Raw genomic sequence first — 14,914 nt, forward strand, 5'->3', positions numbered from 1 at the left:
ACAAGAAATTAAAGGCCTGCGTTATGGAAAATCTCGTTGCAAATAGCCAAGCAACCATCGTGGATATTACGGTAGAAAACTTTCAGCAAATTATTGTAGAAGCATCGCAAGAAAAACTAGTGCTTATCGATTTCTGGGCTGATTGGTGCGAACCGTGTAAAGACCTAATGCCCATATTAGAAAAGTTGGCAGGTGAATATAGTCAGCATTTGATTTTGGCCAAAGTAGACTGTGAAGCACAGCAAGAAGTGGCTGCTCAGTTTGGTATTAGAAGCCTACCAACGGTAATGGTGGTGCAAAACGGTCAGCCCGTCGATGGCTTTGCCGGTGTACAACCTGAACAGCAAATTCGTGAAATGCTGGCTAAATATTTGCCAAATCCAGAAGATGATCTACTTGCCACTGCCGGCAAGGCGATTCAGCAAGGGGATTATGCCGAAGCACTGCCTGCGGCAAAAGAAGCCTTAACGCTTAACCCTGATAACGTAAACGCTAAGTATATGCTTATTGATTGCTACGTTGAGACTGGCTCTATTGATGCAGCTAAAGCATTGCTTGAAGAGATTAAGCTGGTAGATCAAGACTCTCGCTATAAGAGTTTGGCGGGGAAAATTGAACTTGCAGAACAAGCGGCAGATACGCCTGAAATTCGCCAGCTTCAAGCGGCAGTAGAAGCGAATCCAGATGACCTGCAGCTTAAGGTGGACTTGGCGGTACAATTGCAGCAAGCGAACAAAGCACAAGACGCGCTTGAGCTTCTTTATACCGTACTAAAGAAAGAGCTTGGCTTTGGCGATGCCAGAAAGTTAATGATGGATATGATGAACGCGCTAGCCGATGGCGATCCGCTTAAGTCTGAGTATCGTCGTAAAGTATATAGCTTGTTGTACTAAACTTATTCGGGTTTTAGCGTTCACCGTAACGCTAAAACCGTCGCCTTAGGCTTATAAGTTTGTTGTATGGTCAATCGAACTGGTTCTTACAACTACCCCGATATTTTTGAAAATAAAGATATCTTCGAGTCGATCGTCGTCTTCGTTAAAAACTAGCGAATAGGTGAGAACCCTTCCTTGTGTAGCCAGTTAAGCGCCTCAAAGTATTTTTCAAAATACTCCCGTTCATAGTTGCCTGTTTCAATGTCACGTTGCTTGGAAGGGTGGGTACGTTCTAGCTGGGCACGCTTAACCATTCCGCTATCTAGCACATAGGCTGAGCGAGTAAGCCCTTTCGAAATATTCACCTTTATTGCATCCGCCAATCGGGTTTGACATTCCGGCGTAGATAATACCCAACGGCGTCCGTCCATTAAGGCAGCCCAAGGCTTATCGTCGAACCTATCAATAAGCACATGCATTTCTTCAATAAAAAACTCTGTTGTTTTAAGGTTCCACGCTCCCGTAGCAAACACTTCAAGAACGTTTCCTGAGATATCCAATGAATAATTTCCGTATTTAGGGAAACGCATAAAGTACCTTTAATATGTGTCTGCGTGGGACAGATGGAGCTTATTAACTAGACCTAAAAAACACCTCACCTCTATAGGATATAGCATAGCTTTTCAATTTTGCATCGGCGTATGTATTTAAGGATTATCATTAAGCACGTTGATTTGGGCAAAACTATTTACACCTAAATTGTAAATAAATGTTTTGCTGGAGACGCAGATTCATGCGAAACACATCGAAGTTTGATAGGGTTTAAGCGGTTTTTATATTAGGCAATAAAGCATGGCATATCAGCAGTTTTATACGGGATTTCTCAACGCTAACAAAGATAAGCAGCATTATGCGTGTCACAGCCATTATTTTTGGCCAGACTGCACACGCGAAGCAATGCTTAACTACTGGGATGATAGTGCTAAATACGTAGACGAAAAGTGGGGGTATTTTTTCCAAACTTTAGTACCGGAACTGCAGCAGCGTATTAGCAAAATACTGAATACTGGCGCGCCTCAGCAAATCGTTTTTGCACCAAACACGCATGAATTGCTTTATCGTATTATGAGCTGCATCGATAGTGCTGCACCTTATAAAGTTGTCTCGACAGACAGTGAGTTTCACAGTTTCCAGCGCCAAGCGACCAGACTCGAAGAGCAGGGTGCAATAGAACTTATTACCGTACCTACCAAGCCTTATCACACTTTTTCTTCACGCTTTAAGGCGGCTATTACCGAACACAACCCTGAGCTAGTTTTCTTCAGTCAGGTCTTTTTCAATTCTGGTTATGTGGTAAATGACGTTGCAGATATTGTAGGTAGTGTGGCTAACGACAACACCCTCGTCGTCGTTGATGGTTATCACGGATTCATGGCAAAGCCTACCGACCTTGCCGATATCGCTCATCGTATTTTTTACCTTTCGGGTAGTTACAAATACGCACAAGCGGGAGAGGGAGCATGCTTTGCCCACGTGCCGGTGGGCTGTAATTTAAGACCCACATATACCGGCTGGTTTGCCGAGTTTGGCGAGTTAGACAAGCCCCGCGAGACGGGCGGTAAAAATAACGTGCAATATAGTTTAGATGGTATGCGCTTTGCCGGTGCCACTATGGATTTTACAGCGCTCTACAGGTTAAGAGCTGTACTTCGCATGTTTGAAGAAAATAATTTAGATGTTGCAGCGATCAATGATTACGTAATGAGTATGCAGCGAATATTTTTACAAAAGCTTGCTGATTACAATCATCCATTACTTAATGAAAAACACTTAGCCGTAAGTAATGGAATGAATCGTGGTCATTTTCTTACCTTTGAATTAGATAATGCCGATGTGACAAAAGCCCTTGCTTCAAAGCTTAAAGCACATCATATTCTTACTGACTTCAGAGGTAACCGATTACGCTTTGGTTTTGGCTTATACCATACCCCCGAATACATTGATTTGAGTGTGCTGTCGGAAATATCTTAAAGGGCGACTTAATTCGTTGCAGGCAAGGTAGCGCAAAATGTTGCGCGCTCATTAACGGCACTCTCATTAACAGTACACGGTTTTAAGGATAAATTTATGGAGTGGCTACTACCCGCTTTCGCTTTGGTACTAATTATAGAGGGCATAGGGCCACTGCTTTTTCCGAATAAGTGGCGCAATTATTTGCTTCAAATTAGTCAGCAACCGAGTAATCAGTTGCGTCAAATTGGCGGTACCCTTGTGATAATTGGCGCGCTACTGCTTTTTTATTTCAGTTAATGTAGGAAGGGGCTGTTTTGTGAGTTGCGCAGTTCAAGGTTGACCGCGTGTTCAGGTTTTAAGTTAGCTAATCTTTAGAATGCTATAAAAATTAGCGCTTTAAGAAATATGTTTTATTAAACACTCAGCCAATCCTTATTTTAGAAAGGCGCTGGCGACGGTTAGTCATCTTTGTGATTTCAAAAATAAAAATTAAATAGTCGTATTTTTGTTCGAAAAAGAGATGATCCTTGCTCTAGAATTTTGTAGAATCCCCGCCTAATTTTCTTACACATATGATTCATGGCAAAGAACGTTGTGGTACTCGGCACTCAATGGGGTGACGAGGGTAAAGGCAAGGTCGTAGACCTACTCACTGATCGCGCAAAATATGTTGTTCGCTACCAAGGCGGACACAATGCAGGTCACACTCTAGTAATCGACGGTGAAAAAACCGTACTTCACTTAATCCCATCAGGCATCCTACGCGATAATGTTACCTGTATTATTGGTAATGGTGTTGTGCTTAGCCCAGACGCACTAATGAAAGAAATGACTATGCTTGAAGAGCGTGGCGTTCCAGTACGCGAGCGATTAAAGATTAGTGAAGCTTGTCCGCTAATTCTTCCTTATCACATTGCACTAGACGTAGCGCGCGAAAAAGCCCGTGGCGCAAAAGCAATTGGTACAACTGGTCGTGGTATCGGTCCAGCGTATGAAGATAAAGTAGCCCGTCGTGGATTACGCGTTGGCGACTTGTTTAATGCAGAAGACTTCGCAGCAAAGCTGAAAGAAGTGCTAGATGTGCATAACTTCACACTTACGCAATACTATGGCGAAGAAGCAGTAGACTTTGATGAGACCTTGAAAGGTGCAATGGAAGTTGCTGACATTCTTAAAGCAATGGTTGTTGATGTAACTGACGAATTAGACAAAGCGCACAATGCTGGCTTGCCTATCATGTTTGAAGGTGCCCAAGGTACACTTCTAGACATCGATCACGGTACTTATCCTTATGTTACGTCGTCAAACACTACCGTTGGTGGTGTAGCAACAGGTGCTGGTTTCGGCCCGCTGAAGCTGGATTATGTATTGGGTATCGTTAAAGCATACACCACGCGTGTAGGCTCAGGCCCTTTCCCTACTGAACTAGATTGCGAAGTAGGCCAACATTTAGGTGTTAAAGGCCATGAGTTTGGCGCAACTACAGGTCGTAAACGCCGTACTGGCTGGTTCGACGCAGTTGCAATGAAGCGCGCAGTGCAAATTAACTCTATTACCGGTTTCTGCTTAACTAAGCTAGACGTGCTTGACGGTCTTGAAAGCCTTCAAATTTGTGTTGGTTACAAAGATGCAGACGGCAACGTGAAAGACGTTCCTCCTATGGCCGCTGATGGTTACGAGAAAGTGACGCCAGTATACGAAGAAATGCCAGGTTGGACAGACAATACCTTTGGCGTAACTGAGTTTGAAGCGCTTCCACAAGCGGCGAAAAACTACATTAAGCGTCTTGAAGAGCTAACAGGTGTGCCGGTTGATATCGTATCAACAGGCCCTGACAGAAACGAAACTATCGTTTTGCGCAGCCCTTACGACGCGTAATAGCAACGCGTTATATACTTCTAAAAGCCCAGTGTTTACTGGGCTTTTTTATTGCTCGCAAATGCTACCTCTTTTTCTTTTGTATTTATCACGCCTCACTTTTTAGCAACTGCATTTTATGCCTTTAAGTCTCACTTTTAGGGCCTAAACCGCCATCGCATTAAACATTAATTAACAATTTAGTTGCGTTGTCTTCGAACATCCCTATTAATATAAGATAGTATCAGTTAATTATTACGCTGCTTTACCCATCAACAATGTCGAAGTGAGTCATCGAATTGTTGCAGTGGGTGTTATGCTATCGGAGCCTTCTTATGCCAAATAGACCTTCTCTTCACGCAGTGGAAACAGGTGTGTGTTTCGTTGATGTTGTTCACAAACTTAATGACAGTTTTGATACCGGAAAAACCCAGTCTCTGGAATGGCGTAAAAGCCAACTGAAGGCACTAGAAACTCTACTGAAAGACAACCAACACGACATTTTACAGGCCCTTAAAAATGACTTAGGCAAATGTAAGACCGAGGCCATGGTTGCTGAGCAAGGCTTTCTACTTTCTGATATCAAGCATACGCTTAAACACTTGGACAAATGGACGAAACCGCGCAAGGTATCTACGCCCATGGTGGCATGGCCAGGTAAAAGCTTTCGTAAGCCTGAGCCCCTTGGCACCGTGCTTATCATTGGTGCGTGGAATTACCCGCTTCAGCTGTTACTTGCGCCTTACATTGCTGCTATCGCAGCGGGTAACTGTGCCGTATTAAAACCTTCCGAACTAGCACAAGAAACCTCGTCGCTGGTGGCTAAGCTTATCCCCCAATATATGGATAATTCTTGCGTTGCCGTAATAGAAGGCGGTAAAGATGAAGCGACGGCGCTACTTGCCTGCAAATGGGACCATATTTTTTACACCGGTGGTGAAGTGGTGGGCAAAATTGTCATGAGCGCCGCGGCCAAACATTTAACGCCAGTAACCCTTGAGCTAGGCGGTAAGAGTCCCTGTTTTGTTGATAAAAACACAAACCTTGCTGTTACCGCGCGCCGTTTAGTGTGGGGTAAATGGATGAATGCTGGCCAAACTTGTATTGCGCCTGACTATGTCATTGTAGAAAAGGGCTTTGAGCAAAAGCTTATTGATGCAGTTAAGAAAGAGCTGAAAAAGCAATACGGCAAAGCGCCTTTATCGTCACAAGATTACGGTAACATCGTTAATCATCGCCACTTAAAGCGTCTTGAAAGTTACCTCGAAAACGTCAATGTGGTGTATGGCGGCGAGCTAGATGAATCTCGTCCAGCAATGGCGCCTACCCTTGTGCTAGAGCCATCGCTAGATAGCCCGCTAATGAAAGAAGAGATATTCGGCCCTATTCTACCTATTATCACAGTCGACAACATGGAGGCGGGCATTAAGTTTGTGAACAGCAGGCCTAAGCCACTTGCGCTTTATGCATTTAGTGATAAGGACGATGTGCTTGATAATATTATCAGCAAAACCAGTTCAGGCAGTGTGTGCACTAACGACACTATGCTGTTTATGACTAACCCCGAGTTGCCGTTTGGCGGCGTAGGAAATAGCGGCATGGGCAACTATCATGGGCAAGCAGGTTTTGATACATTCAGTCATATTAAAACGGTAATGAAACGTTCTTTCGCGCTTGACGTGTTCTTTCGTTATGCGCCGTTTTCTAAGTTTAAGCTGTCGTTGCTTAAGAAGTTTTTATAACAGGAGTTTTCATGGTTCAACCTTTTCATCTTGCTATACCGGTCACTAATTTAATTGATGCTGAAGCGTTCTACGGTAAGTTGTTAGGTTGTGAAAAGGGCCGTAGTGACACTCAGTGGATAGACTGGAACTTCTTCGGTCATCAATTAGTGACCCATTGTGTAGAGGCCATGCCATCGCCGCCTTCGTATAATGGGGTAGATGACCATGCCGTGCCAGTGCCGCACTTTGGTGTTGTGCTTACCATGGACGATTGGAAAGCACTGGCAAGTAAATTAGAGGCTGCCGATACCGAGTTTGTTATCGCACCTTATATTCGCTTTAAAGGAAAACCGGGCGAACAAGCCACCATGTTTTTCAAAGACCCCTTCGGCAACGCGCTAGAGTTCAAAGCGTTCGCAGATATTAATCAGCTGTTTGCTCAGCAATAGTTAGGGCCTTTATGCTAAAGAAATACGGGCCTTAGGCTAGCGCGTTTTCCGCTTAGGTTTAAAGTGCTGATATAACAGCGCAATTCCTGTGAGGGTAAATAGGAAGGCACTGCCAGAGAAAGCAACAAGCCAAGGCGTGTTAAAGTTGCTCCTGTTTTTATAATCCATGATGTGCAGCATCCACATAAAATCAAATAGGCGCCAGGTGTCGGTGCGTACGCGCGAGACGCTGCCTGTGTTCGGGTCGATATAAAACCGAGTATTGAGCTCGTCGTTAAAACTAACCTGCCACAAAGGGGCTGACAAGTTTTGTACTTCTTGCGGTAGCTCACTTAACCGCCGCACCGCAACAATGTCACCATTACCTGCATATTGATCTTTAGCTGCTTTTCGCACATCACTTTCCTGCAATGCGTCTAATCGTTCACCAGTTAACGCGCTATAGCGATAAGTATTATCGCCATTCACGACAAAATAAACAGGGATGGCATCGAGCGAGGATTGTGAGGTATTAACGCGATAGGTGAGTGAAAGCGACGCTGAGCGACCGTGCTCACTTAATATATCTGAGGGGGAGATCGCAGCTTTGTGCCAGGATGTGGCGATGCTATTTTTTAAGTGATTACCCCTTACCTCATCGATAGGTAACCAGGCCATGACTAAGCCACTTAAAAACCATAGACCTATTTGTACAAATAGTATTAAGCCCAGGTAATTGTGCGCTTTGCGCATAAACTTCATCATCACGTTTTTTGGTTTTACTGGCAAAAGGCTATAACATCAGAAAACATTAACCGAGTAAATCGATAAAGAGAGTGGTTTTGAAAAAAGCTTTATTGCTTGTAGACGTACAAAACGTATATTACACCTGTCGTCAGGCGTACAAACGCAACTTTAATTACAACCGGTTTTGGCGTGAACTCAGCTATAACCTTGATATAACCCATGCTTTTGCATACGCCATTGACAGGGGCGACAGCAAACAGCGTGAATTTCAAAACATTCTTCGCGCTATTGGATTTGAAGTAAAATTAAAGCCTTTCATTCAGCGCGCCGACGGGTCGGCAAAAGGTGACTGGGATGTGGGTATAACGGTAGATGCACTTGAACACGCCGACGATGTTGATGAGATCATTCTGGTGTCTGGCGACGGCGATTTCGATATTCTTGTAAACGCCCTTAAAGGAAAAGGGAAAACCGTAACTGTATACGGCGTTCCCACATTAACGGCTGAAAGTATTCAAAAAGTAGCGTCTAAGTATGTGCCTATCGACACCACGCTGTTGCTGTAGTTTTCAGCTTGTACCTTGTTCAAGGTTAAACTATTAACGCTGAGCCTCTATAGCACCACTAATGGTGCTCAGCTAATGTGGCTCAACTGTTGAGGACCAGCTAAGAGCCCTGTGCTGATACGGTTGTACTAATACGGTTGTACTAGGCTTTTACCCCGGCCGCTTTTTTCAGATGCGGCTTCTACCCCCTCTTTAGTGCGCTTAATTAAATGCACATCTCCAAAGCGACGGTTATCAATGGTATAGCCCATGGCTTTAAGCTCATTTACCGCTGCCTCTGTAAACCCGTCGTGCATACGAATAGTGTCTTTGGGCAACAGCTGGTGATGAAAACGTGGTGAGTTCACGGCTTCTTCAGCGCTCATATCGTAAAGCAGGGCATTCAGTAAAGACTGAGTTACTGACGAAATAATGGTAGTGCCGCCAGGAGAGCCAGTTACCAAAACCACTTGGTCATCTTTAGTGACCAAAGTTGGTGTCATAGAAGACAGCATGCGCTTGTAAGGTTCAATAGCATTCGCCTCGCCACCCACTGCGCCAAAGAAGTTAGGCACTCCAGGCTTAGCACTAAAATCGTCCATTTCATCATTCAACAAAAAGCCAGCACCAGTCACAACAACACCGCTACCAAAAGTGAGGTTGATGGTCGTTGTATTGGCAACCGCGTTACCCCATCTATCCATAATCGAGAAGTGAGTTGTATCTTCGCTTTCTTTCAAGCCAGGCTGAACGCTTGGGGTATCAGAAATGCTGTTAGGCTGAATATCTGCTGCGCGTTGAGTAATATAGTCAGCGTCAGTGAGCGCTTCTACAGGAACACTAACAAAGTCAGGGTCGCCCATGTATTCAGCGCGATCGGCAAACACACGCTTACCAATTTCTGACATAACGTGAATGTATTCAGTGCTGTTTTGCGCTGGCAAATCGTGCGTTGCGTCATAGGCTTCTAGCATGCCAATCCACTGGGCAACGGCAACGCCACCTGAACTTGGAGGGGGTGCGGTCACCAACTCATAACCTTGCCAGTTTAAGTGAAGAGGTTCGCGCCACACGGCTTTGTAAGCCTGCAAATCTTCATAGGTAATAAGGCCGCCATTTTGCTGCATAAAATCAACAATATGTTTTGCTACATCGCCTTTATAAAAACCATCCTTTCCCTGTTGCTGAATAGATTTAAGCGTTTTCGCTAGCTCTAGCTGTTTGAAGGTAGTGCCTGCTTTAGCGTGTTCAAAATACTCGCTAAAGTTGTTATTGATACTTGCTTCTTTAGTACGCTCAATATAGTGATCAATGTTATTAGCCAGCTTCTCGTGAACCACAAAACCTTGCTCGGCCAAATCAACGGCTGGTGCAAGTAGACGCTCCCAATCCAATGTGCCGTATTTTTTGTGCGCGGCCCACATGCCAGCAACGGTACCAGGAATGCCAGACGCTTTAGCCCCAAACAAAGACTCATAGGGTTTTACGTTACCTTGCTCGTCAAGATACATATCGCGATGCGCATTTTCAGGTGCCATTTCTCGGTAATCAAGAAAGTCGGTGTTATCTTCAAACTTTATTGTCATAAAGCCACCACCGCCTACGTTGCCCGCCTCAGGTAGAGTAACAGCCAAGACAAACTGTGCCGTAATAGCAGCATCAATTGCGTTGCCGCCTTCTTGGAGTACCTGCATTGCAGCATCGGCACTATAGCTGTCAGGCATGGCGACCGCCTGTTGGCTAAGCCCTACTGTGTTATTGCTAGCACTATCAACAGGGGGATTTGGCGCATGGGAACACGCTGCCACTACTGAAATAAATGCCACTATTACCGAGATAACCCCGATGTTAGCTATCCGCTTTTTCATTAAAAACTCCTTGTTACAGACATTGCTAAACCTTTGCGATTAGCAACTGACTTCCAGCAACCTTTAATCAACGGCATTAACCAAGCATGATCAAGCTTGCTACAAAATAGGCAATAAGCGTAAGTGCGCCGGCAAATAGTGCGTAAGGGAACTGGGTTTTAACGTGCGTTAATACGTCAGTTCCGGCAGCTAGCGAAGATACGGCTGTGGTATCGGAAATAGGCGAACAGTGATCGCCAAATATACCGCCACCCAATATAGCGCCAATAACTAGAGAAGGCGGCAACCCTAAACTCTGAATTAATGGTACACCGATAGGTATAAGGATGGCGAACGTACCCCATGACGTGCCTGTGGTAAAAGACATGATCCCGCCGGCAATAAACAACATAGGAATAATCAGCACCATTGGAAGGTATTCACCCACAATTCCCGCCACAAATACGCCTGTACCTAGCACCTTAAGGCTATTGCCCAAGGTTAATGAAAGTAACACTATGGTAACTAGAGGAAGTAGTTCACCCATCCCTTTAAAACCTATGTCTACCGCTTCTTTATGAGTAAAACGTTTATGAACGAGAAGCAGGCCGTAAGCGATAGCAGTAGCAAGAGCTGTAGCATAAAGAACTGATTTGCTGCCGCTGCCTTCAGATAAAACGCCGTTACCTGTCCAGAACATGAAACCAACCATACTTAATACCATTACCAGCAGCGGGACCAACATAAATCGCGCTTTAGTTGCAGGCTCAGTTGTGTGATTTACCTCAACATGAGACAGCGCTTTTTCTTCTTCAGCCATAGGGCCGTGCACTTTATCAGCGGAAATAGTGTAGGCCACAATAAGTAAGGTGAAAATAGCGTAAAAGTTAAAAAATACGCTGCCCCATAAAATGGAAGCTGACGAAGCGGGTAGCTCATAGGCGTCGAGTAGGCTTAGTATAAATGCCCCCCAGCCGTTCAATAAAATCAAAATACAAACGGGCGCACTGGTGGAATCTATAATATAAGCTAAGCGCGCGCGGCTCATGCCGAAACGGTCAAACAGACCTCGGGCGAAAATACCAGCAGTAAGCACACTTAAGTTCGATTCTATGAAGACGGCAATACCAGTAAACATGGTTAAACCGCCTACTTGTTTGCGGCTTTTCGCCACGCCTTTGTTAACCAGAAAATTGACCGTTGCCGTTACGCCACCAGAATCACGAATGAAAGCCAGTAATGCGCCTACTAGTACAGAAAAAATAAGCACCCGCGTGTTACCTGGGCTGGCAGCGGTATCAACTACACGCTCTATGGCATTAATCGGGGCCATGTAGCTGGTTGCGATATCAGCATTTACTAGAATTAAGGCTTCGGCAGACAGAACGGCTAGCGCCAATGCTAAAATGACTTCTTTTTTCCAAAAAACGACGGCAATAGCCACAAGAGGGGGGATGACTGACATCCAATCCATACTTCTTTCCAAACTTAAATTTATGTGTGCTTAGGACCTGCTGCTTTGGATCTTTTTCTAAAGTTCAGCGTGCCCTACAGGTATGTCTTTTCACGTAGCAAATTATATAAACTAACGCGTAAGAGAAGGTGTGAATACAGTTCAAAGTTGGCGAACATGCTTCTCTCATTTATGCTAGCGTACCGTATTGTGCTTCGTGTTACCAAGGATTAGATAAACATTGTTATTCCAGCAAGTTATTTGTAAAAAACGTGCTTCGTTGATGGGCCTTAGCGCTATTTTGTCAGGCATACTCATTTTATTAAGTGCTTCACTGTTTACTGCTAGCGCAACCCCTCAATCTGGAAGTGCTAACGCTTCGAATAATCCTAAGCCCAGCGCTGATGCCGAAACAATTCGCGCTGTAAAAAACATGCTAGGGCAAAAAATCATTTTGGATTTTCGCTATTTCTGTGAAGACAATACGCCGTCTTCGCGCTGCCGTACGCCCATGACCGTAATTCCACCGTCACTCTTAAATGTGCTCAGTACGCACAACATCGGCGGTGTTATTTTGTTTTCAGAGAACATTCAAAATACTGAGCAGTTAATTACGCTCAATTACACCATGCAGCAGCATATGGTAAAAGCAGGTCGTCAGCCGTTATTTATTGCTGTCGATCAAGAAGGGGGCAGAGTAGCAAGGTTGCCTTCAGACATGCTCTCGCCCTTTGCGGGTAACATGGCCATTGGCGCCACTTTTCATCAGCGAGGCAGCGCATTTGCGCAAAGTGTGGCATCGCATATTGGCCAAACGCTTTTACCGCTGGGAATAAACACCAATTTTGCGCCGTCGGTTGATGTAAATAGCGAGCCGAAGAACCCCGTTATTAACGTACGCAGCTTTTCGGAAAGTCCAGAGCAGGTAGCCGCACTCGGGCAGACATTTGTCAGTGCTATGCAAAGTAACGGTGTAATGAGTGCTATCAAACATTTTCCAGGCCATGGTGATACCCATGTAGATAGCCACAGTGGCCTGCCGCAAGTAGTGCATAGCAAAGCGCAAGCTATGGCGGGTGACATCCTTCCTTTTGCAAATATTATTAATAGTGCAACGCCTCCTGCAATGGTAATGAGTGCACACATTCAGTACCCGTCTTTAGATGATACGACAATTATTGATAAGCATGGTAAGTCACAAATAGCTCCTGCTACTTTGTCGAAGAAGATATTAAGCAATTTGCTTCGCAACCAATTAGGATATCAAGGACTTATCGTTACTGACGCGTTAGACATGGCAGGTATTACTCAGTTTTTCTCCCATGAAGAAGCACTAGTCAGTGCATTCAGCGCAGGTGCTGATATTGCGCTTATGCCGTTCACCATAAGAACCCAAGACGACATAAAAAAGTTCGCGTTACTTTTGGATAATGCTGCAAATCGAATGTTGGAAAGCGCTTTCTTGAAAACGTCTCATAATCGTATTGTTAAAGCAAAGCAGCGCTTTACTTTGCAAAATTTTATTTCCAAGCCCATGTCATGGTGGCTCAGTGAAGCGAAAGAGAATGCTTCAATGAATAACCCTAACAGTTTGAAAAACCGAGGGATTCAAATTGAGAAAGCGCTTTCTAAATCGTCGGTATCTGTACTCTTCGGGAAGGATGAGTTGCCATTAACTTCAAATCGCTGGTTGGCGCTTATGCCAGATGCGGCAAGATGTTTAGCATTTGAAGCCGCGCTTACGCGTGCTCGTTCGAATGTTAACAATAGGCCTCTAGAGTTTGCGTGTTTGCCGTTAACTGCGTTACCTAAAACTCAATTAGCAATGAATCTACTAAAACAAGCTGACGTGCTGGTGGTTGGCAATATTAGCCCGCTCCATGCTAACTATGAATTAGGAGGAGTCGATTTACCTGAGCATGTAAAACGACGCGCAAGCGAAACTGAGGTGATGGCATTTAGCAAAAAAATAATGGTTGCTGCGAAAGCAAAGAATAAAACCGTGGTCTTTGCTCCACTGCGCATGCCATACAAAGCGTATGACGTGAAAGAGCTAGCCGATGTTGCTATTGCTACATTTAGTTATGCGGTGAACATTACACCGCAGAGTAACAAAGAAGAACAGCACGTTACGAGCTATAGTCTTAATGCATTGGTTGATGTATTACTTGGAAGCGCGCTTGCTGAGGGACGTTCACCTGTTTCGTTGAAATAGGTGGCCACGCGAAAGCAGAGACCAAAACCAAAGATATTGCCCATTTAAGTGCGAACAAAGAGCCAAGCCAAAAGTCATTTCAAAAGCCATTTCAAAAGCCATTTCAAAAGGAAATACCGTGAATACAACAAATACATCAGGCGCTACGCAAACTTCATTAGTCGATACGGTATTAAGTGCGTTGTTCCCTTTTGTTCCGCTCCTGTTCGCTATTGTTTTGGTAATAGGCGCGCTCATCGCACTGCACTACCTTCTGCTAGCCAAGCAAAGCCATCTTACTAGTGAGCAGAAGTTACCGCGTCAAGTAGGAATGTTGGTACTTACTATCATTGGCGCTGTCGTAATTGCGATGACGCTCCCTGTAAGTGAGAGTACTAGAAATCAAGTTATTGCACTTATCGGCGTTCTTATATCAGGTGTGATTGCCTTTTCTTCTACCACCATGGTGGGCAACCTGATGGCGGGAATAGTGCTTCGGGTAAACAGACCCTTCAGAGTTGGTGACTTTATTAAGGTGGAAGGCTACAGCGGTCGCGTTACCGAAATGGGCTTGCTCGATGTTGAAATTCAAACTGAGAGCAGAGAACTGATTGCCTTTGCCAATACGCTGATGGTGAATTCGCCTGTTTCAGTGACCCGAGCGTCTGGTGCAATTGTTAATGTCGATATTAGCTTAGGTTACGATATTCATCACAGCTTTATTGAAAAGCACTTACTTGTGGCAGCTGAAAATGCACAGCTATCAGAGCCTTTTGTACAAGTAGTTGGGTTAGGCGACTTTTCAGTAAGCTATCGTGTTTCAGGCCTCCTTACCGAAGTAAAAAGCTTGCTGAGTGCGCGTTCACGACTTCACAAGGCTGTACTCGACGCTTTGCACAATGCCGATATTGAAATCGTCTCTCCTAGTTTTGTGAATCAGCGCCCTCAGCCTGACGGTTTGAAGATGATAGCGAAATCACCCGGCCACACTAAACAAGAAGAAGCATCTCCTGAAGACGTGATTTTTGACAAAGCTGAAGAGGCCGAGCAAAAAGAAAAAAGTAAAGAAACGCTGATGCAAACGATCGCCGATATTGATGCAAAAATCGCTGAGAGTGACGGCGAAAACAGAGATGAGCTTAAACATCAAAAAGCCACCGCTGAAGCTCAGCTCGCAGCTTTGGTAAAAACAAAAAATGAAGAAGGTTAGTTTTCACTAACTTTTTAGCTT

At 44.6% G+C, this 14,914-nt stretch carries 13 protein-coding genes; 9 read left to right on the forward strand and 4 right to left on the reverse strand.

All coding sequences use genetic code 11. From position 1 onward, the window contains the following. The first annotated feature begins 23 nt into the window (after positions 1-23). A complete protein-coding gene (trxA, locus tag V7R55_RS18265; RefSeq protein WP_334060685.1) occupies positions 24-893 on the forward strand; it encodes a thioredoxin in 870 nt (289 codons plus the stop codon). 152 nt (positions 894-1,045) lie between these two features. Here trxA and V7R55_RS18270 read toward each other — a convergent pair whose 3' ends face one another. Continuing rightward, a complete protein-coding gene (locus tag V7R55_RS18270) occupies positions 1,046-1,465 on the reverse strand; it encodes a hypothetical protein (RefSeq protein WP_334060687.1) in 420 nt (139 codons plus the stop codon). A 262-nt stretch (positions 1,466-1,727) separates the two neighbouring features. Between V7R55_RS18270 and V7R55_RS18275 the strand changes: the two genes are divergently transcribed. The 5 genes from V7R55_RS18275 (at position 1,728) to V7R55_RS18295 (ending at position 6,918) form a co-directional block, all read left to right on the forward strand. Beyond that, entirely contained in the window at positions 1,728-2,906 is a 1,179-nt protein-coding gene (locus V7R55_RS18275) for an aminotransferase class V-fold PLP-dependent enzyme (protein ID WP_334060689.1), read from the forward strand. A 96-nt stretch (positions 2,907-3,002) separates the two neighbouring features. Beyond that, positions 3,003-3,185, forward strand: a complete 183-nt coding sequence (locus V7R55_RS18280) for a DUF2065 domain-containing protein (RefSeq protein ID WP_071816877.1) — start codon at positions 3,003-3,005, stop codon at positions 3,183-3,185. A gap of 282 nt (positions 3,186-3,467) precedes the next feature. Further along, on the forward strand, positions 3,468-4,766 hold the full coding sequence (locus V7R55_RS18285; RefSeq protein WP_025256721.1) for an adenylosuccinate synthase: 1,299 nt from the start codon (positions 3,468-3,470) through the stop codon (positions 4,764-4,766). Between the two features lie 314 nt (positions 4,767-5,080). Continuing rightward, positions 5,081-6,487 carry an aldehyde dehydrogenase family protein gene (locus V7R55_RS18290; RefSeq protein WP_334060690.1) on the forward strand — a complete coding sequence of 469 codons (1,407 nt, stop codon included), beginning with the start codon at positions 5,081-5,083 and terminating at the stop codon, positions 6,485-6,487. An 11-nt stretch (positions 6,488-6,498) separates the two neighbouring features. Further along, a complete protein-coding gene (locus tag V7R55_RS18295; protein WP_334060692.1) occupies positions 6,499-6,918 on the forward strand; it encodes a VOC family protein in 420 nt (139 codons plus the stop codon). A gap of 36 nt (positions 6,919-6,954) precedes the next feature. Here V7R55_RS18295 and V7R55_RS18300 read toward each other — a convergent pair whose 3' ends face one another. Next, positions 6,955-7,575, reverse strand: coding sequence for a PepSY domain-containing protein (locus V7R55_RS18300; protein WP_438823608.1), 621 nt, complete (start codon positions 7,573-7,575; stop codon positions 6,955-6,957). Between the two features lie 164 nt (positions 7,576-7,739). Between V7R55_RS18300 and V7R55_RS18305 the strand changes: the two genes are divergently transcribed. Continuing rightward, entirely contained in the window at positions 7,740-8,210 is a 471-nt protein-coding gene (locus tag V7R55_RS18305) for a LabA-like NYN domain-containing protein (protein WP_334060696.1), read from the forward strand. Between the two features lie 128 nt (positions 8,211-8,338). Here V7R55_RS18305 and ggt read toward each other — a convergent pair whose 3' ends face one another. Next, a complete protein-coding gene (ggt, locus tag V7R55_RS18310; protein ID WP_334060698.1) occupies positions 8,339-10,057 on the reverse strand; it encodes a gamma-glutamyltransferase in 1,719 nt (572 codons plus the stop codon). A 76-nt stretch (positions 10,058-10,133) separates the two neighbouring features. Next, positions 10,134-11,510 (reverse strand): Na+/H+ antiporter NhaC family protein, encoded by a 1,377-nt coding sequence (locus tag V7R55_RS18315; protein ID WP_334060700.1) that lies wholly within the window; start codon positions 11,508-11,510, stop codon positions 10,134-10,136. Positions 11,511-11,730: 220 nt separating this feature from the next. On the opposite strand from V7R55_RS18315, the gene V7R55_RS18320 reads away from it, so the two are divergent. Together V7R55_RS18320 and V7R55_RS18325 are read left to right on the forward strand one after the other, a co-directional pair. Then, positions 11,731-13,704 carry a glycoside hydrolase family 3 N-terminal domain-containing protein gene (locus tag V7R55_RS18320; protein WP_334060701.1) on the forward strand — a complete coding sequence of 658 codons (1,974 nt, stop codon included), beginning with the start codon at positions 11,731-11,733 and terminating at the stop codon, positions 13,702-13,704. A 118-nt stretch (positions 13,705-13,822) separates the two neighbouring features. After that, positions 13,823-14,893, forward strand: coding sequence for a mechanosensitive ion channel family protein (locus V7R55_RS18325; RefSeq protein WP_334060702.1), 1,071 nt, complete (start codon positions 13,823-13,825; stop codon positions 14,891-14,893). Positions 14,894-14,914: the final 21 nt, after the last annotated feature.

It is taken from the genome of Alteromonas sp. S005 (assembly GCF_036864475.1).
Taxonomy (GTDB): domain Bacteria; phylum Pseudomonadota; class Gammaproteobacteria; order Enterobacterales; family Alteromonadaceae; genus Alteromonas.